The organism is Sphingomonas sp. NIC1 (assembly GCF_001638925.1).
GTDB lineage: Bacteria > Pseudomonadota > Alphaproteobacteria > Sphingomonadales > Sphingomonadaceae > Sphingomonas > Sphingomonas aquatilis.
Genome location: NZ_CP015521.1, coordinates 1,957,313 through 1,984,291, shown reverse-complemented (window position 1 = coordinate 1,984,291; position 26,979 = coordinate 1,957,313). Strand labels below are relative to the sequence as shown.

At 67.9% G+C, this 26,979-nt stretch carries 31 protein-coding genes; 15 read left to right on the top strand and 16 right to left on the bottom strand.

Annotated features, from left to right (window positions below; translation table 11 throughout):
- Positions 1 to 72 precede the first annotated feature (72 nt).
- The 4 genes from sppA to A7E77_RS09510 are packed head-to-tail and all read left to right on the top strand — an operon-like array spanning position 73 to position 4,334.
- Positions 73 to 1,962, top strand: coding sequence for a signal peptide peptidase SppA (sppA, locus tag A7E77_RS09525; RefSeq protein WP_063687516.1), 1,890 nt, complete (start codon positions 73 to 75; stop codon positions 1,960 to 1,962).
- Positions 1,959 to 2,519 carry a GNAT family N-acetyltransferase gene (locus A7E77_RS09520; RefSeq protein WP_063687514.1) on the top strand — a complete coding sequence of 187 codons (561 nt, stop codon included), beginning with the start codon at positions 1,959 to 1,961 and terminating at the stop codon, positions 2,517 to 2,519. Before sppA ends, A7E77_RS09520 begins: the two co-directional genes overlap by 4 nt.
- Positions 2,520 to 2,523: 4 nt before the next feature.
- On the top strand, positions 2,524 to 3,789 hold the full coding sequence (locus A7E77_RS09515) for a glycoside hydrolase family 28 protein (RefSeq protein ID WP_063687512.1): 1,266 nt from the start codon (positions 2,524 to 2,526) through the stop codon (positions 3,787 to 3,789).
- An 8-nt stretch (positions 3,790 to 3,797) separates the two neighbouring features.
- Positions 3,798 to 4,334 (top strand): hypothetical protein, encoded by a 537-nt coding sequence (locus tag A7E77_RS09510; RefSeq protein ID WP_226341702.1) that lies wholly within the window; start codon positions 3,798 to 3,800, stop codon positions 4,332 to 4,334.
- Between the two features lie 7 nt (positions 4,335 to 4,341).
- Here A7E77_RS09510 and A7E77_RS09505 read toward each other — a convergent pair whose 3' ends face one another.
- The 3 genes from A7E77_RS09505 to A7E77_RS09495 all read right to left on the bottom strand — a co-directional run bounded on the left by A7E77_RS09505 (position 4,342) and on the right by A7E77_RS09495 (position 6,557).
- Complete coding sequence (locus A7E77_RS09505) at positions 4,342 to 5,157, bottom strand: hypothetical protein (RefSeq protein ID WP_063687508.1); 816 nt, start codon at positions 5,155 to 5,157, stop codon at positions 4,342 to 4,344.
- An 85-nt stretch (positions 5,158 to 5,242) separates the two neighbouring features.
- On the bottom strand, positions 5,243 to 5,896 hold the full coding sequence (locus A7E77_RS09500) for a trimeric intracellular cation channel family protein (RefSeq protein WP_017977522.1): 654 nt from the start codon (positions 5,894 to 5,896) through the stop codon (positions 5,243 to 5,245).
- A gap of 67 nt (positions 5,897 to 5,963) precedes the next feature.
- Positions 5,964 to 6,557, bottom strand: coding sequence for a hypothetical protein (locus A7E77_RS09495; protein WP_226341701.1), 594 nt, complete (start codon positions 6,555 to 6,557; stop codon positions 5,964 to 5,966).
- A gap of 248 nt (positions 6,558 to 6,805) precedes the next feature.
- Between A7E77_RS09495 and ychF the strand changes: the two genes are divergently transcribed.
- The 3 genes from ychF (at position 6,806) to A7E77_RS09480 (ending at position 9,875) form a co-directional block, all read left to right on the top strand.
- Positions 6,806 to 7,906, top strand: coding sequence for a redox-regulated ATPase YchF (ychF, locus tag A7E77_RS09490; RefSeq protein WP_063687504.1), 1,101 nt, complete (start codon positions 6,806 to 6,808; stop codon positions 7,904 to 7,906).
- Between the two features lie 179 nt (positions 7,907 to 8,085).
- A complete protein-coding gene (locus A7E77_RS09485) occupies positions 8,086 to 9,417 on the top strand; it encodes an ectonucleotide pyrophosphatase/phosphodiesterase (RefSeq protein WP_063687502.1) in 1,332 nt (443 codons plus the stop codon).
- 11 nt (positions 9,418 to 9,428) lie between these two features.
- Positions 9,429 to 9,875 carry a MaoC family dehydratase gene (locus A7E77_RS09480; RefSeq protein ID WP_063687500.1) on the top strand — a complete coding sequence of 149 codons (447 nt, stop codon included), beginning with the start codon at positions 9,429 to 9,431 and terminating at the stop codon, positions 9,873 to 9,875.
- Between the two features lie 29 nt (positions 9,876 to 9,904).
- On the opposite strand, the gene A7E77_RS09475 is transcribed toward A7E77_RS09480, so the two are convergent.
- From A7E77_RS09475 to petA, 5 genes are all read right to left on the bottom strand, one after another.
- Complete coding sequence (locus A7E77_RS09475) at positions 9,905 to 10,567, bottom strand: hypothetical protein (RefSeq protein ID WP_063687498.1); 663 nt, start codon at positions 10,565 to 10,567, stop codon at positions 9,905 to 9,907.
- A 323-nt stretch (positions 10,568 to 10,890) separates the two neighbouring features.
- A complete protein-coding gene (locus tag A7E77_RS09470) occupies positions 10,891 to 11,421 on the bottom strand; it encodes an adenine phosphoribosyltransferase (RefSeq protein WP_063687497.1) in 531 nt (176 codons plus the stop codon).
- Between the two features lie 397 nt (positions 11,422 to 11,818).
- Entirely contained in the window at positions 11,819 to 12,682 is an 864-nt protein-coding gene (locus tag A7E77_RS09465; RefSeq protein ID WP_063687496.1) for a cytochrome c1, read from the bottom strand.
- 24 nt (positions 12,683 to 12,706) lie between these two features.
- Positions 12,707 to 13,993: a cytochrome b gene (locus A7E77_RS09460; RefSeq protein WP_043060285.1), complete on the bottom strand. Its 1,287-nt coding sequence runs from the start codon at positions 13,991 to 13,993 to the stop codon at positions 12,707 to 12,709.
- Between the two features lie 16 nt (positions 13,994 to 14,009).
- Positions 14,010 to 14,591 carry a ubiquinol-cytochrome c reductase iron-sulfur subunit gene (gene petA, locus A7E77_RS09455; RefSeq protein WP_017977513.1) on the bottom strand — a complete coding sequence of 194 codons (582 nt, stop codon included), beginning with the start codon at positions 14,589 to 14,591 and terminating at the stop codon, positions 14,010 to 14,012.
- A 160-nt stretch (positions 14,592 to 14,751) separates the two neighbouring features.
- Between petA and A7E77_RS09450 the strand changes: the two genes are divergently transcribed.
- The 4 genes from A7E77_RS09450 to A7E77_RS09435 all read left to right on the top strand — a co-directional run bounded on the left by A7E77_RS09450 (position 14,752) and on the right by A7E77_RS09435 (position 17,191).
- Positions 14,752 to 15,222, top strand: a complete 471-nt coding sequence (locus A7E77_RS09450) for a tRNA (cytidine(34)-2'-O)-methyltransferase (RefSeq protein WP_063687494.1) — start codon at positions 14,752 to 14,754, stop codon at positions 15,220 to 15,222.
- Positions 15,223 to 15,256: 34 nt separating this feature from the next.
- Complete coding sequence (locus A7E77_RS09445; protein ID WP_151895473.1) at positions 15,257 to 15,682, top strand: hypothetical protein; 426 nt, start codon at positions 15,257 to 15,259, stop codon at positions 15,680 to 15,682.
- Between the two features lie 77 nt (positions 15,683 to 15,759).
- Complete coding sequence (hemF, locus tag A7E77_RS09440) at positions 15,760 to 16,602, top strand: oxygen-dependent coproporphyrinogen oxidase (protein WP_063687489.1); 843 nt, start codon at positions 15,760 to 15,762, stop codon at positions 16,600 to 16,602.
- Between the two features lie 4 nt (positions 16,603 to 16,606).
- Positions 16,607 to 17,191: a GNAT family N-acetyltransferase gene (locus tag A7E77_RS09435; RefSeq protein ID WP_063687487.1), complete on the top strand. Its 585-nt coding sequence runs from the start codon at positions 16,607 to 16,609 to the stop codon at positions 17,189 to 17,191.
- Between the two features lie 52 nt (positions 17,192 to 17,243).
- Here A7E77_RS09435 and A7E77_RS09430 read toward each other — a convergent pair whose 3' ends face one another.
- The 7 genes from A7E77_RS09430 to A7E77_RS09400 all read right to left on the bottom strand — a co-directional run bounded on the left by A7E77_RS09430 (position 17,244) and on the right by A7E77_RS09400 (position 23,598).
- Positions 17,244 to 18,188, bottom strand: coding sequence for a phytoene/squalene synthase family protein (locus tag A7E77_RS09430; RefSeq protein WP_063687485.1), 945 nt, complete (start codon positions 18,186 to 18,188; stop codon positions 17,244 to 17,246).
- Positions 18,178 to 18,759 (bottom strand): TIGR00730 family Rossman fold protein, encoded by a 582-nt coding sequence (locus tag A7E77_RS09425; RefSeq protein ID WP_043060303.1) that lies wholly within the window; start codon positions 18,757 to 18,759, stop codon positions 18,178 to 18,180. The genes A7E77_RS09430 and A7E77_RS09425 overlap by 11 nt, the downstream gene beginning before the upstream one ends.
- Before the next feature lie 38 nt (positions 18,760 to 18,797).
- Positions 18,798 to 19,334: a septal ring lytic transglycosylase RlpA family protein gene (locus A7E77_RS09420; protein WP_063689847.1), complete on the bottom strand. Its 537-nt coding sequence runs from the start codon at positions 19,332 to 19,334 to the stop codon at positions 18,798 to 18,800.
- 257 nt (positions 19,335 to 19,591) lie between these two features.
- Positions 19,592 to 21,067: a phytoene desaturase gene (locus A7E77_RS09415; protein WP_063687483.1), complete on the bottom strand. Its 1,476-nt coding sequence runs from the start codon at positions 21,065 to 21,067 to the stop codon at positions 19,592 to 19,594.
- 16 nt (positions 21,068 to 21,083) lie between these two features.
- Positions 21,084 to 22,250, bottom strand: coding sequence for a lycopene beta-cyclase CrtY (gene crtY, locus A7E77_RS09410; protein ID WP_063687481.1), 1,167 nt, complete (start codon positions 22,248 to 22,250; stop codon positions 21,084 to 21,086).
- A gap of 380 nt (positions 22,251 to 22,630) precedes the next feature.
- Positions 22,631 to 22,933, bottom strand: a complete 303-nt coding sequence (locus A7E77_RS09405) for a hypothetical protein (protein ID WP_226341700.1) — start codon at positions 22,931 to 22,933, stop codon at positions 22,631 to 22,633.
- A gap of 5 nt (positions 22,934 to 22,938) precedes the next feature.
- Positions 22,939 to 23,598: an acyloxyacyl hydrolase gene (locus A7E77_RS09400; protein ID WP_063687477.1), complete on the bottom strand. Its 660-nt coding sequence runs from the start codon at positions 23,596 to 23,598 to the stop codon at positions 22,939 to 22,941.
- Positions 23,599 to 23,681: 83 nt separating this feature from the next.
- On the opposite strand from A7E77_RS09400, the gene A7E77_RS09395 reads away from it, so the two are divergent.
- The 3 genes from A7E77_RS09395 to A7E77_RS09385 are packed head-to-tail and all read left to right on the top strand — an operon-like array spanning position 23,682 to position 25,173.
- Entirely contained in the window at positions 23,682 to 24,311 is a 630-nt protein-coding gene (locus A7E77_RS09395) for a hypothetical protein (protein ID WP_063687475.1), read from the top strand.
- Positions 24,311 to 24,943 carry a hypothetical protein gene (locus A7E77_RS09390; protein ID WP_063687473.1) on the top strand — a complete coding sequence of 211 codons (633 nt, stop codon included), beginning with the start codon at positions 24,311 to 24,313 and terminating at the stop codon, positions 24,941 to 24,943. The genes A7E77_RS09395 and A7E77_RS09390 overlap by 1 nt, the downstream gene beginning before the upstream one ends.
- Complete coding sequence (locus A7E77_RS09385; protein WP_017977498.1) at positions 24,943 to 25,173, top strand: helix-turn-helix domain-containing protein; 231 nt, start codon at positions 24,943 to 24,945, stop codon at positions 25,171 to 25,173. The genes A7E77_RS09390 and A7E77_RS09385 overlap by 1 nt, the downstream gene beginning before the upstream one ends.
- Here the strand turns inward: A7E77_RS09385 and A7E77_RS09380 are convergent.
- Positions 25,134 to 26,027: a LysR family transcriptional regulator gene (locus tag A7E77_RS09380; RefSeq protein ID WP_063687471.1), complete on the bottom strand. Its 894-nt coding sequence runs from the start codon at positions 26,025 to 26,027 to the stop codon at positions 25,134 to 25,136. The genes A7E77_RS09385 and A7E77_RS09380 overlap by 40 nt on opposite strands.
- 99 nt (positions 26,028 to 26,126) lie before the next feature.
- Between A7E77_RS09380 and bla the strand changes: the two genes are divergently transcribed.
- Positions 26,127 to 26,978: a subclass B3 metallo-beta-lactamase gene (gene bla, locus A7E77_RS09375; protein ID WP_063687469.1), complete on the top strand. Its 852-nt coding sequence runs from the start codon at positions 26,127 to 26,129 to the stop codon at positions 26,976 to 26,978.
- Position 26,979 lies beyond the last annotated feature (1 nt).

Here is a 26,979-nt window from a genome sequence, read left to right as displayed (position 1 = left end):
CCAGCCCAATACGCCCCGTTGCGCGGCGCCTTCGCCTGCTCTAGCGCTAGAGGCAACGATAAGGAGCATCGCGTGAAGCTGGTTCGGGGCGCATGGAAGCTGCTGGTGGCGATCAAGGACGGGTTGGTCCTGATCGCGATGCTGTTGTTCTTCGGTCTGCTGTTCGCGGCGCTGAGCGCACGGCCGGGAATGAAGGCGATCAGCCCGGGGGCGCTGGTGCTCGACCTCAACGGCACGATTGTCGAACAGCCCGAGGAACAGGCGCCGTTCGCGATGCTGTCGGGCCAGCAGGGGCCGCGCCAGTATCGCGCGCGCGACGTGCTGCGCGCGATCGATGAGGCGCGGACTGACGACCGGGTGAAGGCGCTGGTGCTCGACCTCGATCGCTTCGGCGGCGGCTATCCGGCGACGCTGAACGAGGTGGCCGACGCGATCCGCAAGTTCCGCGACACGAAGAAGCCGGTGCTGGCCTATGCCACCGCCTATACCGATGCGGGCTATCGCCTTGCCGCCAACGCCAGCGAAATCTGGGTCAACCCGCTGGGCGGCACGATCTTCATGGGTCCGGGCGGCAACCAGCTGTATTACAAGGGACTGATCGACAAGCTGGGCGTCACCACGCACGTCTATCGCGTCGGCAAGTTCAAGAGCTTCGTCGAGCCCTATACGCGCACCGACCAGAGCCCGGAGGCGCGCGAGGCGAGCCAGGCGCTGCTGGGGTCGATCTTTAGCCAGTGGAAGGAGGCGATCGCCAAGGCCCGGCCGAAGGCGCAGGTGGCGCAGTTCCTCGCCAGCCCGGACACATTGATCGTCGCGGCGGGCGGTGACATCGCGCAGGCGAACAAGGCGGCGGGCATCGTCGACACGCTGGGCGATCGCACCGCCTTCGGTGCGCGCGTCGCGGCCATCGTCGGCGGCGATGCCAAGAAGGCGGCGGGCTATTACAACCGCATCGGCTATGACAGCTGGGTCGCGGCGCATCCGCTGTCCAAGACCGGCGATGCGATCGGCGTCATCACGATCGCGGGCGATATCGTCGACGGCGAAGGCGGCCCGGGCAGCGCGCATGGCGACACGATCGCCAAGCTGATCCTGAACGGCCTCGCCAAGAAGGACCTGAAGGCGCTGGTGGTGCGCGTCGATTCGCCGGGCGGATCGGTGATGGCGTCGGAACGCATCCGCCTCGCGATCCTACAGGCCAAGCAGAAGGGGCTGCCGATCGTCGTGTCGATGGGCGGGCTGGCGGCATCGGGCGGCTATTGGGTGTCGACGCCGGGTGACGTGATCTTCGCCGAACCGTCGACGATCACCGGATCGATCGGCATCTTCGGCATCATCCCGACGTTCGAAAAGACGCTGGCCAAGATCGGCGTCACGACCGATGGCGTGAAGACGACGCCGCTGTCGGGCCAGCCCGACGTGTTTGCCGGCACCACACCTGAGCTCGACACGATCCTGCAGGCGGGGATCGAGAACGGCTATCGCCAGTTCCTGACCCGCGTCGCGCAGTCGCGCCACATGACCGTCGATCAGGTCAATGCGATCGCGCAGGGACGCGTGTGGGACGGCGGCACCGCGCGGCAAATCAAGCTGGTCGATCGCTTCGGCGGGCTGGACGATGCGGTGGCGGAAGCCGCCAAGCGCGCGAAGCTGGACCCGGCCAAGGTCCACGCCGAATATCTGGAGAAGGAACCGAGCGCCGCCGCACAATTCGCCGCCGCGCTGGCCAGCCGCAAGGACGACGACGATGCGGCGAGCCCGTCGGCGGACGTGTTCGGGCGGATCGCGGCCGAACGCCGCGGCCTCGTCGCGCAGGCGGTGGGCGACGTCAGCCGCCTCGCGCGCAGCGGATCGGTGCAGGCGCGCTGCCTGGAATGCGGCGGCATCGGGCCGAGCGCGACCGCCGACAGCGACGCCAGGCTGTTCGACCTGGTGCTGGCGAAGCTGGGCTTCGGCGCATGATCGGGGTGCGCGCCGCGACGCCGGAGGATGCCGGCGCGATCGCCGCCATCTATGCGCCGCACGTGCTCGCGGGGACGGTGTCGTTCGAGACGGAGGCGCCGGACGCGCGCGCGATGCGGACGCGGATGGCGTCGTCGCAGGGGCTCTACCCCTGGATGGTCGCGACCAACGGCGCGGAGACGGGCGGCGTGCTCGGCTATGCCTATGCGACGCGCTTTTCGGAGCGCGAGGCGTATCGCTGGGCGGTGGAGACGACGATCTACGTCGCCGATGTCGCGCAGCGGCAGGGCGTCGGGCGGCTGCTGTACGAAGCGTTGATCGACACGCTGCGCGCGCAGGGCTTTACCCAGGCGATCGGGCGGATCGCATTGCCCAACAATGAGTCGATCAAGCTGCACGAGACGGTCGGCTTTCGCCGCGCTGGCGTGTTCCGCGAGATCGGCTACAAACAGGGCCAGTGGATCGACGTGGGCTATTGGCAATGCGAGCTGGCCGACCCCGCCAGCCCGCCTGCCGAGCCGAAGCGGTTCGCGGATGTGGGTGTCGTAAGGGTCTGAGGCGATGCGTCGGTATGCTGCGGTCGTGCTTGTGTTGGGCGTGGCGGCGGCACCGGCCGCGGCACAGGATCGACGAACCGTGGTGGAGCCGCAGCTGCCCACCGCCGCCTGCGCCACACTGTCCCCCACCTCCGGCGATCGGAGCCGCGAGATCGAGGTGGCGTTGCGGCGGTGTCCCGGAGCCGCGGTGCGGCTCGGCCCCGGTCTGTACGAGAGCGGGCCGATCGAGATGCCGTCGCGCGTGACCCTGTGGCTGGACCCCGGTGCGACGCTGCGCGCCATCCCCGATCCGCGGCGCTTCGATGCCGGACAGGGATTGTGCGGGACGATCGATGCCAAGGGCCATGGCTGTCGCCCGCTGATCCACTTCTCCGATGCCACGGATGCGGCGATCATGGGGGCGGGCACGATCGACGGCGCGGGCGGTGCGGCGATGGCGGGCGGCACCGAGACGTGGTGGCAGCTCGCACGCCGGGCGCAGCGCGAGGGCGGCAAGCAGAACGTGCCGCGGCTGGTGACGGTGGATGGCGGACGCAATTTGGTGCTCTACGCCACGCACTTCGCCAATGCGGCGAATTTCCACGTCGCGGTCAATCACGTGCGGGGCTTCACCGCTTGGGGCGTGACGATCGATGCGCCGGCCGATGCGCGCAACACCGACGGAATCGATCCGGGCGCGAGCGAGGACGTGACGATCGCACACAGCCGCTTCAGCACCGGCGACGACGATATCGCGATCAAGGCCGGCAACGGCGGCGGCGTGCGCTACGTCTCGATCCTCGACAGCCACGTCCACGCCGGGCACGGCGTGTCGATCGGCAGCGAGACGGTGAGCGGCGTGTCCGACGTGCTGGTGCGCGGGCTGACCTTCGACGGCACGACATCGGGCCTGCGGATCAAGAGCGACCCAAGCCGCGGCGGGCTGGTGCAGCGCATACGCTATCAGGACATCTGCCTGCGCGGCGTGGCGCGGCCGATCGATTTCGACACGCGCTACGATCCCAAGGCGCAGGGCGGATCGATCCCCGTCTATCGCGACATCGTGCTGGCGAATGTGCAGGGCGACGGCGGGCAGTTGATCGCGCGCGGCTATGACGCGCGGCACGCGTTGGACGTGACGCTGGATGGCGTGCGCTTTCCCGCCGGCACGCCGTGGCAGGTCGCCAATGCGACGCTGCATATCGGACCGGGCGGCGCGACGCCGCTACCGCCGGGCGTAACCGGCCCCGCCGCCACGGTCGGAACAGCGTGCGCGGGGGCGGAGCAATGATACTGGCCATGCTGCTGGGTGCGGCGCAAGCGGCCGCGCCGCAGCCGTTGCTCGATTGCGGGCAGATCGAGCGGGCCGCCATGACGTCCCGCGAGGAAGGCGTTCCCGAACCCAAGCATGCCACCGATGTTCAGTTGATGGCGAGCCATTCGCTCTGCCATGGATGGGAGATCATCGACATGTGGCGGAGCGGGTACGCCGCATCAGGTGTGTGGCGGGCACGGCGCAAGGTGATGGACCCGCTGGGTCGTCTGACCGTAACGACGACCGATGCCGCCGCCTGTCCGGCGTTGATCAGCGTGCTGAAAAATTTGAACGACGTACCCACCGCCCTTTCGGTGATTCCGGCCACCGCTCCTGCCCATTCACTATGGCCGCCGGTCGTCTGGACAGACGGGACGGGGTACACTCTAAAGCTCTTCTCCAGCGATCAGCCCGACGGGTCGAGTGCAAGCATCACTGTGTCCAGTAACGACGGCGCGCTGGCGCACTGGGCCGAGGCCAGCATGAAGCAGCTGGAGCCCTGCTGGCGCCCCGCCGCCTGACCGTACGTCAGGATGCCCCGTCCAGATAGTCGCGCAGCGCCAGCCAGTGGTTGGCGCCTGCTTCCACCAGCACCACCGCGCTCGGCCTGGCATTCGCATCGATCAGGCGGGCGAGATTGCGGGTGCGCGCAATGCTTTCGAACTTGACGATCGCGCTCGCCGGGCCGGTGCCGCAGGGCGTGCCGGCCATCGGGTCGAGGCGGGCGCCATAAGCACCGCGATACCAGGCGGCGAAATCGAAGTCCGTGGGTTGGCGCAGGTGCGGGATCGACCGTATTTCGTCGGCAAGGCGATTGGCGGGGACCGGGCCGAAGGGATCGACATGCGCGCGCAGCAGATGCGCGCCGAGCGCGTCGCGCATGTCGTAGCCGGCGTCGATATCGGCCCGATATTCGTCGCGGGGGCTCATATCCCAGCCGGAAAACGCCGTCTTCGCGTCGGTCGCGAGCTTCACCGCGTAGAGATTCTCCTGGATATGGCCGTGCGCAAACTGGTCGGCGGCGCGCTGCGACAGAAAGGCGCGATAGGCGGGGTCGGCGCTCTTGTCCGCCGAGGCGCCCTCGACCAGCACGATCGTCGGGTGGGCGCGATCGAATGCCGCTTTGATCGCCTGCGCGGAGGGCGATTGCGCGTCATGTTCATGCGCGACCGCGACGAAGACGATCGTGGCGCCGTTGCGGCGATGATAGACCTGCGTGGCGGGCACGGCGATATCGGCGCGCGCGGCGCACAGGTCGCCAACCGGATCGCGCGACGTCTGGCCGGTCGCCGGAGATGCCGCGAGCGTGAGAAGGGCGAGAAAACTACCGATCGTCGTACGCATGACCGTCTCCAGCCGCCGTATGCGGGTGGCGTCAGGATGCGCGCGGTTGGTGGCGGATTCGTGTCGGATCGACGGCAGACCGCCCTTACCCCCGCCCGCGATAGGCGGGGAGCGCGAGGTGGTAGCGGATCGCGAAGGCGCGCAGCGTGAAGCCGGCGGCGGCGGCGATGATCGCGGCGGGGGCGCCGGCGAGGCCGACGAGGCCCAGCGCGACGTAGAGGCCCGAGGCCAGCGCCGCGGCGGTGACGTACAGTTCAGGGCGCATCAGGATCGACGGTTCGCCCGCCAGCACGTCGCGGATGATGCCACCGACACAGGCGGTTACCACGCCCATCAGCGCGGCGGGCAGCGGCGGGATGCCATAGCCCAGCGCCTTGGCCGCGCCGTAGACCGCATAGGCCGCAAGCCCGATCGCGTCGAACCAGGCAAGCGCCTCGTCCCGCCACCAGCGTTCGGGCGTCACCCAGATCGCCGCGGCCATCGCGAGGCATACGGTCGCCGCGCGCGGATCGTGGACCCAGAAGACCGGCGCACCGATCAGCAGGTCGCGCACCGTCCCCCCGCCGACGCCGGTGATCAGCGCGAAGAAGGCCAGCGTCACCGCGGTCTGCCCGCGCTTCGCCGCGGCAAGCGCGCCCGAGGCGGCGAACACGGCGAGGCCTGCGACATCGAACCAGGGTGCGAAGGCAGGCAGGATCAGGTCGGCGGACAATTCGCCATGGGGCAAGGGCGGCAGCATCGTCGGCGACCCTAGGCGAAGCGGCGGCGCGATTGAACGGGTTGCGTGACGCGATCGCTGGATGGGGTCAGAAGCGCCGGCCGAACGAGACGTTGACCACGGGGTTGATCGGGCCATTGCCCACGCCGCCGCGCTCGCCCGCGGTCGGGCGGGTCAGGCGACCGCCGATCTCATAGGCGCGGCCCTTCATGGCGCCGACCTCCAGCCCGATCGTGGTGTCGGCGAGCATCGTGCCGGTATAGCCGAAGGTCAGCGCCGGGGTGCGGCGCAGGCCGATGCGGCCGCCACCGGCGCCCAGCGTCGGGCGCTGCGACAGCATCAGCGGGCGGTTGCCGACCTGCTCGCCGGCCCGCACGTCGTACAGACGGCCCCCGGCGGACAGGTGGAAGCCACTGTCGGCGAAGGGATAATATTCGACCATCGAACTCGCGAGACGCTGATGCACGCGCTCATTGGGGCCCGCGCTGGTCGTCATCGTCGCGACCCGTAGCCGCAGCCGCGCGGTGAGCGGCGTCGTGCGATCGAGCGTACCGCCGAGCGCGATCGGCGCGAGCAGCGGCGTTCGCTGTGCCGCCATCGGCGCGGGCGCGGTCAGGATCGCAAGCGGCGCGACCTGCGCCTGTGCCCCCGTGGCCGTCGCCGCGGCCAGCCCTGCCATCATCCACCCCGACCGACGCATAAGCCCCCGTTGCAGCGTGCGTATCTGTCTGCCGTCGTTCCCGCGACGTATCCGCTGCACGACATAGACGACGCGGTATCAATCAAGGCACAATTGCGGCAGCGCTGGCCTGCGACGAGCCGGTGGATTCCATCGCCAAAGTGCGAAAACCTCGGAACGGCTGGTCAATCGCGCGCCATATGGCTAAGGCCGCGGCCTCCATTCCCTTTGTAGAAAACAGAGCACGACCCATGGGTTTCCGCTGCGGCATCGTTGGCCTGCCCAACGTCGGCAAGTCCACGCTTTTCAACGCACTGACCGAAACGGCAGCGGCGCAAGCGGCCAATTATCCGTTCTGCACGATCGAACCCAATGTCGGTAACGTCGCGGTGCCCGACCCGCGGCTGTACAAGCTCGCCGAGATCGCCGGCTCGGCGAAGATCATCGAGACGCAGCTCGCCTTCGTCGACATCGCCGGCCTGGTCCGCGGTGCGTCGAAGGGCGAAGGGCTGGGCAACCAATTCCTGGGCAACATCCGCGAGGTGGACGCGATCGTCCATGTGTTGCGCTGCTTCACCGATGGCGACGTGACGCACGTCGAAGGCAAGGTCGATCCGATCGCGGACGCCGAAACGGTCGAAACCGAGCTGATGCTATCCGACCTCGAAAGCCTGGAAAAGCGCGTCCCCAACCTCATCAAGAAGGGGCAGCAGGGCGACAAGGAGGCCAAGATCGGCGCGGCTGTGCTGGGCCAGGCGCTCGAGCTGCTGCGCGACGGCAAGCCCGCGCGCCTGACGCAGCCCAAGGATGCCGAAGAGGCACGCGTCTTCGCGCAGGCGCAGCTGATCACGGCGAAGCCCGTCCTCTACGTCTGCAACGTCGACGAAGCCGATGCGGCGAACGGCAATGCGCTGTCGGCCAAGGTGTTCGAAAAGGCGAAGGCCGAAGGCGCCGAGGCGGTCGTCGTCTCCGCGGCGATCGAAGCGGAAATCGCAACGATGGCACCCGAGGATCGCGGCGAGTTCCTGAGCGAGCTGGGGCTGGAGGAAACCGGCCTCGCCCGCGTTATCACCGCCGGGTACAAGCTGCTGAAGCTGCTGACCTTCTTCACCGTCGGCCCCAAGGAAGCGCGCGCTTGGACCGTCCATGCCGGCGCCAAGGCGCCCAACGCGGCGGGCGAGATCCACACCGACTTCGAACGCGGTTTCATCCGCGCCGAAACCATCGCGTACGATGATTACGTCTCCTGCAAGGGCGAAGCGGGCGCGCGCGAGGCGGGCAAGCTGCGCCAGGAAGGCAAGGAATATGTCGTCCACGACGGCGACGTGATGCTGTTCCGGTTCAACGTGTAAGCGGGCGGGGCCGAGGCGGCGGCCTGCCGGGCTCGCCTTGCCCACCTCTTCATCGTTTGCGCCTTAGGGGGGAATGACGTGGGACGGGCGGCCGGAAGCGCTGCCTGCTCCGCCCTTGTCGCCCCTCCCCGCTCGCGGCTAAAGGCAAGCATGCCTGCCATGATCGGGGTGATCGCCGCGTGAACCTTCGTCCGACCGCTTTTCTCGCCACGCTCGCGCTCGGCGCCTGCGCGCTGCCCGCCACGCCGCCGGCGCTGTCGCCGGTGACGCAGCCCGCGCCGTCGCAAACGGCGGCCTTGCCTGCCGAGCCCGACGCGCCCCCCGCGCCGCTGCCGCGCACGGTGACGCCGCCCGTGACGATTCTCGTCTCGATCGACGGCTTCCGGCCCGATTATCTCGACCGTGGCGTCACGCCCAACCTCAACGCGCTCGCGGCGGGCGGAGTGTCGGCGTCGATGCGGCCGTCCTTCCCGTCGGTGACCTTCCCCAACCACTGGACGCTGGTGACGGGCAAGGTGCCCGACCACCATGGCATCGTCGGCAACACGATGGAGGACTCGGCACGCCCCGGCGAGACCTTCACCATGGCCAACGACGATCCCTTCTGGTGGAACGAGGCCGAACCGATCTGGGTCACCGCGGAAAAGGCGGGCGTCCGCACCGCGACGATGTTCTGGCCGGGCGCCAATGTCGGCTGGGGCGGCACTTTGCTGCCCGACAGCCATGGCGCGGTCGCGAACGCCACCCGGCCCGAGGACTGGCAGCAGTTCAATCAGGCGGTGACGGGCGAACAGCGGGTCGATTCGGTGATCGACTGGCTGCGCCGCCCGGCGGCGACCCGGCCGCGCTTCGTGACGCTGTATTTCGACATCGTCGACACCGCCGGCCATGCGTATGGGCCGCAATCGCCCGAGGTGACGCAGGCCGCCGCCAAGGTCGACAGCCAGATCGGGCGGCTGGTCGCCGGTCTGCGCGACCTCAATTTGCCGGCCAATCTGGTCATCGTCGCCGACCACGGCATGTCGCCGACCAGCAGCACGCGCACGATCGCGATCGACCGGATCGCGGACCCGCGCACGTATCGAACGCTCAACAGCGGACCCTATATGGGTCTGTACCCCATGCCGGGGCGGCAGCAGGCGCTGGAGGCGGCGCTGCTGAAACCCCACGCGCACATGCAATGCTGGCGCAAGGGGGAGATTCCGGCGCGGCTGCGTTACGGCACCAATCCGCGTGTGCCGCCTTATATCTGCCTGGCCGAGCCGGGCTGGATGATCACCAAGACGGCGGTCAAGACCGCGTTCACCGGCGGCGCGCACGGTTACGACAATCAGGCGCCGGACATGGCGGCGCTGTTCATCGCCAACGGCCCGGCCTTCGTCGGCGGCAAGCGCTTGGCCAGCTTCGACAATACCGACATCAATCCCTTGCTGCGCGATCTGCTGAACCTGCCCGCGGGCCAGGGGCTGGACGGAAACGACGCACCGTTTAGGCAGGTGCTCAAACGATAGGAGAGCGACGGGTGCAGTATTTCGAGGACATCGAGGTCGGCAGCACGGCACGGTTCGGCGATTATGCCGTGACCCGGGACGAGGTGATCGCCTTTGCCGAGAAATACGATCCCCAGCCCTTTCACCTGTCCGACGCAGCGGCGGCGCAGACGCATTTCGGGCGGCTGTCCGCCAGCGGCTGGCATACGTGTGCGATGACGATGGCGATGCTGGTGGAACATCTGAAGGCCAACAACCAGGCAGGGTTGGGATCGCCCGGCATCGACGAATTGCGCTGGCTGACGCCGGTCTATCCGGGCGATCGGCTACGCTGCGAAAGCGAGGTGCTGGACAAGCGTCGGTCGGCGAGCCGGCCAGAAATGGGCATCTTTAAGAGCCGCATGACCGTGTTCAACCAGCATGACGTGCCGGTGATGACCTTCGTGTCGAACGGGCTGATCGCCACCCGCGAGCGATAGGGGCGCCGGCAGCGCGGCACCCCCGTCGATCAGCGGCGACCGCGGTCGCCGCGCGGGCCGCCGCCGCGATTGCCGCCCCAGCTCCGATTGCCGTTCCAGTTGCGGTTGCCGCCCCAATTGCGGTTGCCGTTCCAGTTGCGCTGGCCCTGCCAATTGGGCTGCGGATTGGGCGGGGGCGCCGCGCCGGCCAGCGGCTGCGGTGCGGGCGCGGGTTGGCCCGAGAAATTCTGGCGGTTGCCGCGCCAATTGCCGCGATTGCCCCAGTCCGGTCGGCCGGGATTGCCCACCCCCGGGCCGCCGGGGCCACCCGGCCGATCGCCGCGCCAGCCGGGGCGACGATCGAACCCGTTCCAATCGTTGCGGAAGTTGCGGTCGCCACGCCACTGATTGCGGCGTTGCTCCCAATAGCGGCGCTGGCCATCGTTCCACCGATAGGGTCGCCGGTACTGGTCGTAGACGTAGATGCCGGTGCCCGGATAATAATAGTCGCCGTACCAGCCGAAGTAGCTGGGATAGCCGCCATAGCCGTAGCCGCCGTAATAGGGATCGGCAAAACCGTCGTCGTAATAGCCATAGCCGCCGGTGCCGTAGCCGACGGACACGCCGCTATAGCCATAGCCGTCGGTGCAGGCGCTGGTTGCGACACCGGTGCCGAACAACAGGCCGACTAATGCCAAACGCTTGAAGATCATGGATGCTCTCCCATCATCGAAGGGCGCCGGCGAGTCGGATTGGCGAATCGGGGACGCAACCTATTGTCGTTCAACGAGGGCGGATCGTCGCGGGTTCCGGCTGAATGGGTCATGAGCAGGCGATGGGGCAACATCGGCGTGGTGCCATCGTACAGTGCCTACGCGTCCTCCGCTCGCGCTGAGCCTGTCGAAGCACAGCGTTGCGCACGCGAACCGATCGCTTGAGGCGCCCCGCCCTTCGACAGGCTCAGGGCGAACGGCATTGGTCACGGTTGGGGGGATTGGAGCGGCCGCGACGGTCGGGTTGGCGACGTTCCGGCCCCTCAGTGCCCCTCGAACGCGAAGAGGGCATCGGTCTGCACGCCATCGGCGCGCAACGCGTCCGCGCCGCCGAGGTCGGGCAGATCGATGACGAACTGCGCCTGCTCGACGATGGCGCCCGCCTTGCGCAGCAGCCGTACCGCGGCGCGCGCGGTGCCGCCAGTTGCGATCAGGTCGTCGACCAGCAGCACGCGCTGGCCGGGCACCAGCGCATCTTCGTGCATCGCGATCCGATCCTGCCCATATTCGAGCGCATAATCCTCGGCGATGGTCGCGCCGGGCAGCTTGCCATCCTTGCGGATCAGCAGCACGCCCGCCTTCAGGGGCACGGCGAGCGCGGCCGCGAACAGGAAGCCGCGGGCTTCGATCCCCGCGATCAGATCGACGGGGCCCGTGGTCGCGGCGACCATGCGGTCGATCGTCGCGGCGAGGCCGGCGGGATCGAGCAGCAGCGTGGTGATGTCGCGGAACTGGATGCCGAGCTTGGGGAAGTCCGGGATCGTGCGGATCAGCGCTTTCAGGTCGTCGTTCATGGCGGCGTGTGTCGCGTGTGGCGGGTGCGGGGTCAATGGTGGAGGGCTCCCTTCGTTATCCCGGCGGACGCCGGGATTCGTGGGTGGGGCGTGGCTGGCGCGCCGCGCCAACGCTTCCTCATTGCGTCCATGGATCCCGGCGTGCGCCGCGATGACGAAGGGAGATATGCCCCCCGTGCCTGCACACCACCATCATTCCCGCGGAGGTGGGAATCCAGAACCTCTGACGTCGCGGCTGGAGGGGCGACGGTAGCGCGTCTGGATTCCCGCCTTCGCGGGAATGACGGGGAGAGTGGGGCGCGGTCGTCTCCCTGCCCGCCTGCACACGAAAAGGGCGGGCGGTGCCGTGTCGCACCGCCCGCCCCGTCCCTCGGAACCGCCGGTCAGGCGGCCGGGATCAGTGCTTAATGTCGCGCCAGACGTTCTGGTAGGCGCCCCAGGCGAGGAAACAGAACACCAGCAGGAACAGCGCCGCCGCGAGGCCCGCACCATGGCGGGTGTCGAGGTTGGGTTCGGCGGTCCAGGTCAGGAAGGCGGCGATGTCGCGCGCCATCTGGTCCTTGGTCGCCTTGGTGCCGTCCGAATAGGTGACCTGGCCGTCCTGCGTCAGGGGCGGCGGCATCGCGATGTTCAGGTTCGCGAACCACGGATTGAAGTGCAGGCCCTGCGGCGTCTTCGCATCCGGGAACATCTTGAGGAGCTCTTCGCCCTTCTCGTTCTTATACCCGGCCTGGTTGCGATAGCCCATCAGCAGCGCGTGGACGTAGTTCGAACCGTCGTGGCGCGCCTTGGTCATCAGCGACAGGTCGGGCGGCAGCGCGTTGTTGTTCGCGGCGCGCGCGGCGACTTCGTTGGCGAAGGGCGACGGGAAGTGATCGCTGGGCACGTTCTTGCGCGTCGAGGCTTCGCCCGTCTCCGGGTTCACGGTCGGCTGTTCGATCACCCACTGGTTGGCGATCGCCTTCACCTCGGCTTCGGTATAGCCGATCTTCTGCAGGTCGCGGAAGGCGACGTACTTCAGGCTGTGGCAGGCCGAGCAGACTTCCTTGTAGACCTGGAAGCCGCGCTGCAGCTGCTGATTGTCATATTTGCCGAAGAAGCCGTTCGACGACAGCCCGATATTCTCGGGGTGCATGTGGAACAGCTGTTCGACGGTTTCCTTCGCCGGATCCTCGATCGCGGTCTTGGCGGTGCCGAAGAGCGCGAGTCCGAGGACGAAGATGAAGGCGGCGCCGACCAGGGAGGCGATGATGCGAGGCATGGTTCTGATTATCCCCCAGTCGGTTCAGGCTTGCGCCGCGCTGTGCGCGAGGCTGGTGCCACCGTGCTTTGCCAGCACCGCTTCGGTGATCGAATTGGGCAGCGGGCGCGGACGCTCCGACCGGGCGACCCAGGGCAGGATGATGAGGAAGTGCGCGAAATAATAGGCCGAGGCGATCTGCCCCAGGATCACGTTGCGCGCATTCGCTTCCGCCCCGCCGACATAGCCGAGCACCAGCACGTCGAGCAGCAGGATGCCGAGGAAAATGCGGTACTTCGGACGATAGTTCGCCGAGCGCACCGGCGACGTATCCAGCCACGGCAGGAAGAACAGCAGCAGGATCGAGCCGAACATCGCCAGCACGCCCCACAGCTTCGCGTCGAGGATGAAGTTGGCGGTGAAGCTCTTCAGGATCGCGTAAAAGGGCAGGAAGTACCATTCGGGCACGATGTGCGCCGGCGTCGAGAGCGGGTTCGCCTCGATGTAATTGTCCGGGTGGCCGAGCAGGTTCGGGCTGAAGAAGATCAGCAGCGCGAAGATCAGCATGAACACGCCGACGCCGACGCCGTCCTTCGCCGTGTAATAGGGGTGGAACGGCACGGTATCCTGTTCGCCCTTCACCTCGACGCCGGTCGGGTTGTTCGATCCCGGAATGTGCAGCGCCCAGATGTGCAGGATGATGACGCCCGCGATCACGAACGGCAGCAGATAGTGGAGCGAGAAGAAGCGGTTGAGCGTGGCGTTATCCGGCGCATAGCCGCCGAGCAGCCAGACGCGGATCGTCTCGCCCACCAGCGGAATTGCCGAGAAGAAGCCGGTGATGACCTGCGCCCCCCAGAAGCTCATCTGCCCCCAGGGGAGCACATAGCCCATGAACGCGGTCGCCATCATCAGCAGGAAGATGACGACGCCCAAGAGCCACACCATCTCGCGCGGTGCCTTGTACGAGCCGTAATAGAGGCCGCGACCGATGTGGATGTAGACGACGGCGAGGAACATCGACGCGCCGTTGGCGTGCGCATAGCGCAGGAACCAGCCGGCGTTGACGTCGCGCATGATGCTTTCGACCGAGCCAAAGGCGACGCCGGCGTTGGCGGCATAATGCATCGCCAGCACGACGCCGGTGATGATCTGGATCGCGAGCGCGGCGCCGGCGAGGACGCCGAAGTTCCAGAAATAGTTGAGGTTGCGCGGCACCGGATAGCCGGCCCCTACGGCATTGTAGACGAGGCGCGGCAGCGGCAGCTTCTCGTCCAGCCAGCGCATCAGCGGCTGCTTGGGTTCGTAATGCTTGGCCCAGGGAAAGCTCATGTGGTCTACCTTTCCCTTAACCGACCGTCACGACGGTGTCGGAGTTGAACGCATAATCGGGCACGTGCAGATTCTTCGGCGCCGGTCCCTGGCGGATGCGCGCCGCGGTATCGTAGGCCGAGCCGTGGCACGGGCAGAAATAGCCACCGAACGGCCCCTTGTTCTCGCCCTCGCCCGCGCCGAGCGGCACGCAGCCGAGGTGGGTGCAGACGCCCAAGGTGATCAGCCAGTTTTCCTTGCCCGGCTTGGTGCGTTCGGCGAGCGTCTGGGGATCGCGCAGCGTCTTGATGTCGACCGCATTCGCCTCGGCGATTTCCTTCGGCGTCAGGTTGCGCACGAAGAGCGGCTGCTTGCGGAACTGCGCCTTGATCGCCTGGCCCGGCTGGATCTTGGACAGATCGACCTCGGTGGTCGACAGCGCCAGCACGTCCGCCGACGGGTTCATCTGGTTGATGAGCGGCAGCACGATCGCGAGCGCACCGACGCCGGCGAAGGACACGGCGGCGATATTGATGAAATCGCGACGGCGGGGATCGTGGACTTCCTCGTGGAACGGCGCCGGCGATTCACCGGGAGGTACGTTGTCGTCAATCGCCATTCGTCTCTGCCCTTGCGTCTATGTTCTTGCGGAAGTGCCGGAGTGCAGCCCCACCGAACCCTGCCGTCCCCACGGCGGGCTTATGGCCTGATAGACGGCGGCCGCGCGCTTTGCCAACAGCATTTTGCGCTTCGCCGGCCCGCCGCTAAGGACGCGAGCCATGACCAGCCCCCTGCGCCTCGCCCTCTACCAGCCCGATATCGCCGGCAATGTCGGCGCGGTGATGCGCACAGCCGCGTGCCTGGGCGTGGCGCTGGACCTGATCGAGCCGATGGGCTTCCAGTGGGACGACAAGCGCGTCGCGCGCGCGGCAATGGACTATATCGACCATGTGTCGGTGACGCGGCATGCGGACTGGGACGCGTTCCAGCGGCAGGCGACCGGCCGGCTGGTGCTGCTGACCACGCGCGGCGCGACGCCGCTGCACGACTTTGCGTTCCGGGCGGACGACGTGCTGCTGTTCGGCCGCGAAAGCGCGGGCGTGCCGGAGGAGGTGCATGCGCGGGCGGACGCACGGGTGGTGATCCCGATGGCGCCGGGGCTCAGGTCGATGAACCTGTCGGTGTCCGCGGCGATCGTCGCGGCGGAAGCGCTGCGGCAGACGGGCGGGTGGCCGGGTGGCTGTCAATAAGGACCTTTTAAGATAGAACTGCTAAATCCCAAGCATGGGCCGCATACTCCTAATTGCACCGGCAGGCGGATTAATTGGCTGCTTTTTAGGCGCTGTCATCTGTGTGATCTTTTCTCTGCCCCATGCAAAGACTAACATCGACGTGGCACTTACGATTATTCAGATCGGCCTAGGTCTTTTTTCGCTATCCTCCATCGTGGCGGTTCCGATGTGCATCATTATTGGAGCTCCGATTATTTTTCTTTTTCGCCACAAGCTCACTCACAGCCCATTTGCGTGGTCAGCTGTTATAGGCCTGATTGGCACGTTGTTTAGCGCAGCGTCCCTTTACCCCTTGTTTGACGGCCGCCCGAAGCTGATGGAATCGCTCGTTCTGTTGCTGTTTGGAACAACCTGCGCATTTTCCTTTGCTCTCCTGTACGGATGGAGGACACGCAAAAGGCTAATTAAGCTGAATTGACCGACTGGAGCCAAGCGCTCCCCTGAGACAATCCGCCCCATCGACACCCCCTCCCCCGCGCCGCTAAGCCGTTGCCCATGCTGACGCTCGACGACCAACAGACCGCCGCCCGCCACTGGTTCGAATCGCTCAGGACGCGCATCTGCGCCGCGTTCGAGGCGATCGAGCGCGAGGCGGGGTCGGATGCGGCGTTCGACTATACGCCGTGGGACCGCGCCGATCCGTCGGGCGAGCCGGGCGGCGGCGGCGTGCGGGGCGTGATGAAGGGCAAGGTGTTCGAGAAGGTCGGCGTCAACGTCTCGACCGTCGGCGGCACGTTCGAGGGCGAATTCGGCAAGACGATCCACGGCGCCGGCGAGGACCCGCGTTTCTTCGCGACCGGGATCAGCCTGGTCGCGCACATGGCCAATCCGCACGTTCCCGCGGTGCATATGAACACGCGCTTCCTACGCACGACCAAGCAATGGTTCGGCGGCGGCGCCGATCTCAACCCGCCGCTGCCGGTCGAGGGCGACACGGCGGACTTTCACACGACGTTGCAGGCGGCGTGCGATGCGCACGGGGCCGACTATTACGAGCGCTTCAAGGCTTGGGCGGACGACTATTTCTACATCCCGCACCGGAAAGTGCATCGCGGCGTCGGCGGTATCTTCTACGATCATCTAGAGGGCGATTTCGACGCCCACTTCGCCTTCACCCGCGCGGTGGGCGAGGCGTTCCTCGACGTCTACCCGCGGATCGTGCGGCGGCGGATGCATGACGCCTTCGACGCGAACGACGAGGCGCAGATGCTGGAATGGCGCGGGCGCTATGCCGAGTTCAACCTGGTCTACGACCGCGGCACGTTGTTTGGGCTGAAGACCGGCGGGAATATCGACGCGATCCTGATGAGCCTGCCGCCACGCGCGAATTGGGCTTAAGGCGATGGCGCTGATCCCGGTCGACGACGGCGAGCTGGCGACGATCGTCACCACGCTGGAGATGACGCGCCGCCCGCCGCTGCGCCCCCTGCCCGCATCGCCGCTGCGGCTGGTGCGCTGGGCGACGCCCGAGCCGGAGAAATACCGCACGCTGTTCCGCCGCGTCGGGGGGCCGTGGCTATGGTATTCGCGGCTGGCGATGGATGATGCCGCGCTGACCGCGATCGTCCACGATGCGGGTGTGGAGGTCTATGCCGTCACCGATCGCGCGGGGATCGAGGTGGGGCTGCTCGAACTCGACCTGAGGCACGCTGGGGCGTGCGAGCTGTCCTATTTCGGTCTGGTGCCGGAGCTGGCGGGACGCGGCCATGGTGGCTGGCTGATGGCGGAGGCGATGGCGCGCTGCTGGCGGCCGGGGGTGACGCGGGTATGGGTGCATACCTGTACGCTCGATCACCCGGCGGCGCTGGGCTTCTACCGGAAGCAGGGGTTCGTGGCGGTGAAGCGGACGATCGAGACCTTTCCCGACCCGCGGCGGTTGGGCCTGCTGCCGGTGGAGATGGGCGCGCACGTTCCGTATCTAGCGTGACCTGACGCAACCGTCACCCCAGCGCAGGCTGGGATGACGACCATTGCCCCGTCTAGCGCGGGCGGGTCCATAGCCCGGTGCGGGGCGTGTCGAGGATATCGTGCCGGCCGCGCGCCTCGATCGCCGACTGGACGATGAAGGCGATCTTTTCGCCCTTCGACGTCGTCACGCGCACGTCCCACGCCGCCGGGCCAAGCGCGGCGACCTTGCGGCCGATCGTGCCATAGATGCGCGCCGCCGCCAGCACCGCCCAAGCCGATCGGAACGACAGCGCGCGCGTGCCGACGCGGGCGCTCGCTTCGAACGCCGCGGCGCGGTCCGTCAGGCGGCGCGCCAGCTCGGCCAGCACCGGGCGGTGTTCGGGCGCAAGGATGGCGTCGGGGGCGATCCCCTTTTCCGCCAGCCAGTCGGACGGCAGATAGCAGCGCCCGCCGCGCGCATCTTCGTCGATGTCGCGGGCGATATTTGCGAGCTGGAAGGCTAGGCCCAGGTCGCAGGCACGGTCCAGCACGGCGTCGTCGCCCGGATCGACGCCCATGATGACCGCCATCATGCACCCGACAACGCCGGCGACATGGTAGCAATAGGTGAGCAAATCGTCCTCGGTCTGCGGCCGCCAGCCGTCGCCGTCGAGGCGGAACCCCTGGATCAGATCGTGCGCGAAGCGGCGCGGCAGGCGCGTTTCGGCGGCGACGATGCGCAAGGCGTCGAAGGCGGGCACCCCCACCACCTCGCCGGCCAGCGCCGCGTCGGTGAGCGCCGCCATCTCGGCGACCCGGCGCGGCGCATCCTCGACCGGACGCAGGTCGTGGCCATGATCCTGCCCGTCGGCGATATCGTCGCACGCGCGGCACCAGGCATAGAGCAGCCACGCCCGTTCGCGCGTCGCCTGATCGAACAACAGGCTCGCCGCCGCGAAGCTTTTCGACCCCTTCGCGATCGATTCGTGCGCGGTCGCGACGATGGCGTCGCGGCTGGGCTGCGCCTCAGAGGTCAGACGTCTTCATCCGTACGATCGGCTGCGTCGGCACGTGCGCCGCCATCTTGTCGAGCAGGCCGTCCAGCGTCGTGTCGACGATCAGCAGGTCGCGGTGCTGCGGGCGCAGGAAGCCGACTTCGGCCGACTTTTCCCAGAAGGCGATCAGGTGATCGTAATAGCCCGCGACGTTGAGCAGGCCGACCGGATCGGCGTGATAGCCAAGCTGTGCCCAGCTCAGCGCTTCCCACAATTCATCCATCGTACCGGTGCCGCCGGGGATGGTGACGAAGCCGTCGGCAAGGTCGGTGAAGGCCGCCTTGCGCGCGTGCATGCCGCTGACGACGTGCAGTTCGGTGAGGCCGCGGTGCGCGACCTCGGCATCGACCAGCGCCTGCGGGATCACACCGATCACCTCGCCGCCCGCACTGAGCGCGCTATCGGCGATCGCGCCCATCAGCCCCAGCCGGCCGCCGCCATAGACGACGCCGATGCCGCGCTCGGCCAGCGTACGCCCGATGGCGCGGGCGGATTCGATATAGACGGGATCGGCAGGCGTCGCCGAGCCGCAGTAGATAGCGAGACGTTTCATGGCGCTGCCGCTACGCCGATGCGGGCGCAGCGGCAAGCTCAGCGCGTTTCCATCCAGCGCTGGCGGAGCGTGGCGAGCGTGTCGGGCGACGCATCCGGGCGTGGGCTGGCGGGCTTGCCGGCGCGCAGCCGGGCGCGGTCGCGTTCGGGCGGGTCGACCAGCCGGACGCGCACCGCCGCAGTGCCGCTCGCCCGGATGCCGAGCAGATCGGCCGCCCCGCGCGACAGGTCGATGATCCGCCCGCGCACGAAGGGGCCGCGATCGTTGATGCGCAGCAGGATGGTGCGGCCGGTATCGAGCGCCGTCACCTCGACGTAGCTCGGCAGCGGCAGCGTCGTATGCGCGCCGCTGATCGCCTTCGCGCGGAACCGCTCGCCGCGCGCGGTGACGTTACCCGATTCGCCGCCGTACCAGCCGGCGTACCCGAGCGCGTCATATCCGGGCGCGGGGGCGGGAACGTAGGTAACGCCGCGGACGGTGTAGGGGCGGCCGATCTTGACTGGAACGTCGGTGACCGCGCGGCCACCGCAGGCGGTGAGGGAGAGGGCGAGAAGCAGTGTGGACGTCCACCCCATCCATTTCGTCATTCCCGCGCAGGCGGGAATCCAGAACCTCTGCCGCTTCGGCGCAATCGCTACCCGTCGCGCGTCTGGATTCCCGCCTCCGCGGGAATGACGATGACGGACGAATTGGGGCAGAGGCCCTCTCGCGTCTCCTTTCGTCATCCCGGCGCATGCCGGGATCCATGGGCCCGGCGAAAGGCGTATCGCGCGAATCCGCTTGTCGCCCCTATCCATGGATCCCGGCGTGCGCCGGGATGACGAAGGAAGGCTCACCGCCCCGACAGCATCAGCGCCGCGGTGGCCTTGGCGCTGCCGACCACGCCCGGAATACCCGCGCCCGGGTGCGTGCCGGCGCCCACGAAATACAGGTTCGGGATATGGTCGTCGCGGTTGTGGACGCGGAAATAGGCGCTCTGCGTCAGGATCGGTTCGAGGCTGAAGGCGCTGCCCAGATGCGCGTTGAGGTCGGCGGCGAAGTCGCTCGGCGCGTAGCTGAACTTGGTCACGATCCGATCGTGGATATCGGGGATCAGGCGGCGGCCGACCTCGTCAAGAATGCGCTTTTCGAGGATCGGGCCGATCTCGTTCCAGTCGACCGGGAACTTGCCCATGTGCGGCACGGGGGCGAGCGCATAGAAGGTCGAGTGCCCCTCCGGCGCGAGGCTCGGATCCGTGACGGTCGGATGGTGGAGGTAGAGCGAGAAATCCTGGGCGAGCACGCCGTGGTCGTAAATGTCCTCGAGCAGCCCCTTATAGCGCGGGCCGAACAGGATCATGTGGTGCGGGATGCCGGGCCACGCGCCCTTAATGCCGAAGTGGACGACGAAGAGCGACGGTGAATAGCGCTTCTTTTCGAGCGCCGCCTTGGTGCGCTGGCCGCTGCGCGACGTCTTCAGCAGGTCGCGATAGGTGTGCATGATGTCGCTGTTCGCGGCGACGGCATCGGCCTGCATCGTCCAGCCGCTTTGCGTGGTGACGCCGGTCACCCGGTCGCCTAACGTCTCGATCGCGGTGACGGGATCGCCGAGGCGCAACGTGCCGCCGATCCGCTCGAAATGCGCGACCATGCCGGCGACCAGCCGGTTGGTGCCGCCGCGCGCGAACCACACGCCGCCGTCGCGCTCCAGCTTGTGGATCAGCGCGTAGATGGCGCTGGTCGTCATCGGATTGCCACCGACCAGCAAGGTGTGGAACGACAGCGCCTCGCGCAGTTTCTCGTTCTTCACGAACTTGGACACGATCGAATAGACCGAGCGCCACGCCTGGTATTTCGCCAGCGCGGGCGCCGCCTTCACCATCGACGCGAAGTCGAGGAAGGCGACGTGGCCGAGCTTTTCATAGCCTTCGTGGTACACGCCCTCGGCATATTCGAGGAAGCGGTGGTAGCCGGCGATGTCGGCGGGATCGAGCTTGCCGATCTCGCGCTGCAACGCCGCTTCGTCATTGGTGTAATCGAAGTTCGTGCCGTCGGGCCAGTTCAGGCGGTAGAAGGGGGTCACCGGCTCCAGCGTGACGTCGCGCGCCATGTCGGCCCCGGTCAGCGCCCACAATTCCTGCAGGCAGGCCGGATCGGTGATGACGGTCGGGCCGGCGTCGAAGGTGAAGCCGTCCTTTTCCCAATAATAGGCCCGGCCGCCCGGCCGGTCGCGCGCTTCGACGATCGTCGTCGCGACGCCCGCCGATTGCAGCCGGATCGCCAGCGCCAGCCCGCCGAATCCCGATCCGATGACGATCGCCGACTTCATGTCTTCTATCCCTGTCCTACCGCCATGCCGTCGTCCGCAGCGCGTGCAGCGCGCGACCGACCGGCACCGGCGGTTTCCCTGTTACGATGCGAGCCTTGTCCCCGATGCTCGACCGCCCCGCATAGAAACGGGTGATGAGCGCCGGGTCCAGACGGTAGAAGCGTTCGATGATGCGCCAGCGTTCCGCCGGATCGCCCGCGCGGAACATCATCGTGTTGAGCATGCGGTAGAATGCGCCGCGCCGCCAGTGCTCGCGCGCGTGATCATAGGCGAAGGTGGCGAGGCTCACGCCGGACCAGTCGCCGCTGTCCGCCAGCGCGATGGCGAAGCGCACCGCGTCGGGCAGCGAATAGCCGGTCGCGGGCTGGAACAGGCCGGCGCGCATGCCCGCCTTGGCGATCCCCTTGCCGGTCGAGCGCCAATAGGCGTCGAAATCGCCACCCAAGGTGATCGGCAGCGACCCCGCCTCGCGCCGCACGACCTGTGCGCCCGCCCACCCCCGTGCCTGTGCATAATCGGCTATGCGCGCGCGGATCGCGGGCAGGTCGAGGCCGGGCGTGTCGCTGTAATAGGTGTCCTCGACGAACATCCGGTCGGGCGCGAAGGGCAGGCAATAGACGAAGCGATAGCCGTCGATCTGGTCGACGGTCGCGTCCATCACCCGCGGCCGCTCGATGCCGTGCGGCGTCGGCAGCGCCAGTTCGTGGCCGACGAACTTCTGCCAGCCGAGCTCCAGCGTATCGAGGTCGCCGGGGCCGCGGCAATCGATGACGCCGCCCGCCTCGATCCGGTCGCCGTCGCCCAGCACCACGGCGGTCGCCGACAGCGCCAGCACGCGCCGGCCGGTCATGATCGCCTGCGGCGGCAGCTTGGCGCGCAGCACGGCATCGAACCGTTCGCTGGTGATCGAATAATAAGTCGCGTCGACATCGCGCGTCAGGTTGGGGAAGACGACGTCATAGCCGCGCCAGCCATGCACCACCATGTCCTGCACCAGCCCGCGATGGGCCTGGGCGACATCACTGCCGAAGAACGACCAGACGTGCTCGCCGCCCAGCGTCGTGCCGCTCTCGACGATGCGCACGTCGCATGAGGGCGCGCGCGCCTTCACCGCCAGCGCGATCAGGCCGCCGGCCAGCCCACCCCCGACGATCGCCAGGTCGCAACGGATCGTCGTGCCCATGGAAGAGCGCGTAGCCGAAAGACGGGGGGGAGAGAACCCGGGTTCGAGGCGTCCACCGTCGGTTCGTTGAGGGGCGCGATCGGACGGCGCGCGGGGAGGCTTGCCACCTCCGGTCCGTCATGCCCGCGAAGGCGGGAATCCATACCCTCTGACGTGCCGGCCGGAGGCGTGACGGTAGCGCGTCTGGAGTCCCGCCTTCGCGGGAATGACGATGAGAGGTGGAAGGCGACCATGGCCCCATTCACGCCGTCACCCCGGACTTGGTCCGGGGTCCACTCTGCAGCGAGGGGGATGATGAGAGGCTCTTGCCGTCCCCCCGTGGCCTGGTGGACCCCGGACCGAGTCCGGGGTGACGGGGGGCAAAACGACAGGCCTGCGCATCACCCCGCAGGCGCTGCCTCGCCATCGATCAGCCGCTTCCAGACCGGCGTCATGCACGCCGTCACCTGGGCGCTGGTCCGCGACATCGGCGCGCAGGCGAGCAGGCCTGCGCACATCCCCGCATCCAGTGCGGCATCGCCGCTGCGCCGTTTGAAGACGCAGCGTAGGTCGCCAGTGCGGCGATCGGTCTTGGTCACGATCCGCAGCCGTCTCGCCGCGCGTCGTCGCGCCACGACGACGATATCCTCTGCCGACGGCTCCGCGACGGGCGTCACCGCCTGCGCCGCCAGTAACAGCGCCACGACGATCACCGCCCCAGCGCCCGCACCAGCCGAATGCCGACATTGTCGATGCCCGGATTGACGTCCGAGAACAGCTGGCGGTGGCTGAAATGCTCCCAGGTCGCCTCGACCGCCCAGCGGCGATCGATCCGCACGCCGATCGAAGCATTGGGGTTGAACAGCACGCGCGATCCGAAGCCGGTGCGGGTCTGGTAGATTTCGTAGCGACGCCAGGCCTCGGCACTGTCCAGGCCGGGCAGGAAGGGGTTCGGCAAATAGCGATAGCCGTCGTGGATCGTCACGCCGATGCCGACCTGCGCATAGACGCGGCCCTTGAAGGCATGCTGCCGCCATTCCGCGCCGAGGCTGGCGAAGCTCGTCTTACCCGCGGTGCTGACCTGCACCTTCGCCGTCAGCCGCGGTTTCAATGCCCAGCGGATCGGCAGCATCTTGGTACGATAGACCAGCTGGACGTCGGTGGTGCCGTCCTCTTCCATGCCCTCATACACCTGCCCCGGCGGCAGTGTCGGGAAGGTCAGCTGGCTGCCCAACGGATGGAAGTTCGCGCCGTGCCGCAGCACGCCGATCGCCACTTCGGGCGCATGTGTCACCAAATCCTGCGCCATCGCCGGCGTCGGGCCAAGCAGCATCGTGGCACCCAACAGGCGCATCAACCCGGTCTTCATGACGTGTATCCCCTTCCACGGCTGTCGACCAGCCGACGTCTTTGGTGTATGAAGCCAAGAAATTTCTGTCAAACAGAAAGAATATGATGAGAGACGGATATTGGCTGCCGCCGCGCAAGGCGTGGCTGTGTCGGCTTGCGGGGCTGGTGTTTCTGATCGGCGCCGCGGTGATGCTGCCGGTGATCGTCTTTGCCGGGCTGACCCCGGGCGCGTCGCCGGGATGCGGCGGCGGCTACGGCTGCGTGTGGGAGGCGCGGCCGGTGACGCTGATCGACAGCGACGAGCGACTGCGCGTGGAGGCGTCGCCCGCCGCGCTGAAGGCGTTGAACGCCTTTGCCGCGCAGGGCCGGGTGCGCTGGGGCCTTGCGGGGATCGAGGCGATCAACGCTTTGCCCTTTGCCGCGTTGCTGTTCAGCGTCGGCGTGGCCCTCCGCCGCCTCGGTGGACGCGGTGCCGATCCGTTGCAGCGGGCATTGCCGTGGCTGCGCCGCGCCTCGATCGCCGCCATCGTCTGGACGCTCGCCCATGCGGTGTATCAGACCGCGCTCGAATCGTGGCTGTCGCCGGGCACGCCGGCCGGACCGACCCTGTACACGAACATTTACCTCGCCGACATCGCGACCGGCCTGCTGCTCGCCATCGCCGCCTATTGCGCAATCTGGGCAATCGAAGCGGGGTTGCGCGCACAACGCGATCTGGACGATTTCGTCTGATGCGCCCGCCGCTCGCCCCCCGTACCCGAATCGCACGCAAAGCCCGGCGCTGCCGTATCGCCGGCCTGCTGTTCCTGCTGATCGCGGCGCTCGTCGCGGCGACGATCCCGCTCGCCGGCCTGTGGCCAGCGCCCCGATCGCATTGCGGCGACCAGGGCTGCACTTGGTCCTCCGACCCCGTCACGCTGTTCGACGAGCAGGATGCCGAAAAGCTGCGCGCCGCGCCCGCCGATATCCAGCACCTCAAGGTCTATGTGCAGCGGCCGCTGGTTCGCCTCGGCCTTGCCGGGATCGAAGCGATCGACGTCGGGCCGCTGGTCGTCCTGCTCGTCGCGGCCGGAATCGCGCTGCGCCGACTGGGAGGGCCGCCCCGCGATGCCTTCGCGCAGGCGTTGCCGTGGCTGCGGCGCGCGACGATCGCCGCGATCCTCTGGGCGATCGCGCAGCCGCTGTCGGACAGCCTGCGCCAGATGCTGCTCTATCGCGGCACCTCCTGGGGACCGCATTGGCTGATCGCCCTCGATTTCAACGCGATGGCGATGCCACTGCTGCTCGGCCTTGCCGCCTATGCCGCGGTCTGGGCGCTCGAATCGGGGTTGCAGGCGCAGCGCGATCTGGACGATTTCGTCTGATGCCGGTCATCGTCAACCTCGACGTCATGCTTGCACGCCGCAAGGTGCGGTCGAAGGAGCTTGCCGAGGCGATCGGCATCACCGAATCGAACCTGTCGCTGCTGAAATCGGGTCGGGTGAAGGGTGTGCGTTTCGGCACGCTCGCCGCGATCTGCCGCTATCTGGAGTGCGAGCCGGGCGACATCCTGGGCTACGAACCGTCCGACGACGACCTGAAGGCGGCGGACTGATCGAGCAGCCAGCGGCGGAACGCCTGCATCGCCGGGCTTTCCTTGCGCGACAGCAGGCGGGTCAGCCAGTAGCGGCCGGCGTCGACCTCGATGGCGAAGGGCTGGACCAGTCGTTCGCTGGCGAGATCGCGCAGGCACATCGCGCGCGGGGCGAGCGCGACGCCCTGGCCCGCCGCCGCCGCGCCCGCCATCAGCGCCGAACTGTCGAACATCGGCCCGCGCAAGGGTGGTGCGTCAGCCCCGGCGGCGGCGAACCACAGGCTCCATTCGCTGGGGCGGTAGGAGCGCAGCAGCCGTTCGCGCGCCAGATCGGCCGGGGCGGTCAGTCGCGCCGCGACCGCGGGCGCGCACAGCGGGGTCAGCGGCGCGTCGAGAACCGCCTCCGCCGCCGTACCGTGCCATGCGCCGTCACCGAAGCGGATCGCGTAATCCAGCCCCTCACCTGCCAGATCGACGCGATTGTTATTGATCGCGAGGTGCAGGTCGATGTGCGGATGCGTCGCGTCGAAATCGTCGATCCGCTCGATCAGCCAGCCCGTCGCGAAGGTGCCGACCACGCCGACGTGCAGCGGGTGACGGAAGCGGCCGTCGGCATAGCCGTCCAGCGTCGCACCGATCCGGTCGAACGTTTCGGCGAGTACCGGCACCAAGGCATGGCCGTCGTCGGTCAGCGCGAGCCCGCGCGGCAACCGGTGGAACAGCCGCGTGCCCAGCCGGCGTTCGAGCTGCGCGACCTGATGGCTGACCGCGCCCTGGCTGACGCACAGTTCGATCGCCGCGCGGGTGAAGTTGAGATGCCGCGCCGCCGCTTCGAAGGCACGCAGCGCATTGAGGGGCAATTGGGCGCGATCCATGCGCCTAGGCATGAGGGGAGTTCATGCCTGTGTCGAGAGAAGATGCTTTGTCGGCGGTGTCTGCACCGAGGCATTCTGCGCAGCGAAGGAGATCCGCCGATGCTCATTACCCTGTCTGCAGCCATGCTTGCCGCCGTTTCCCCAACCGCGGACGATCCGCTGACCCGTCCGATCGCGGTCGAACAGGCGAAGGACTGGCTGCGCCCCGCCCCGCCGGTGCGGGTGTTCGGCAAGACCTATCTTGTGGGCTTCGGTGGGCTCAGCGTCGCGCTGATCGACACCGGCGACGGCCTGATCCTGATCGACGGGGCATTGCCGCAGGCCGAGCCTGCGATCCTCGCCAACATCCGCAAGCTGGGGTTGGACCCGCGGCGCATCCGCTACATCCTCAGCACCGAACCGCATTTCGACCATGCCGGTGGCCTCGCCGCACTGGTGCGCGATACCGGCGCGACGGTGGTCGCCAGCGTACGCGGGGCGGAGGGGCTGCGCTCGGGGCGGCTGGCCGCCGACGATCCGCAGCGCGGCTATGACAGTCGCTTTCCGGCGGTGCCGGCGGTGCGCACGATCCGCGATGGCGAGACGCTGCGGCTGGGCGATACGGTCGTCACCGCGCGGGCGACGCCGGGGCACACGATGGGCAGCATGAGCTGGAGCTGGCGCGCGTGCGAGGTGCGGACGTGCAAGGCCATCGTCTTCGCGAGCAGTCTCAACCCCGTGTCCGCGCCCGGCTATCGGTTCAGCGCGCCCGCCGCGCGGCCGGTGCTCGCTGCGTTTCGCCGGGGTCAGGCGGCGATGGCGGCGCTGCCGTGCGACCTGCTGATCACTGCGCACGCCGATCAGGACGACGCGACCGATCGCTTCCGCACCGCGCCCGGCGCCTGCCGCGCCTATGCGCGCGCGTCGGCGGTGAAGGTCGCCACGCGGTTGCGCGAGGAGCGGTCGCGCTAGG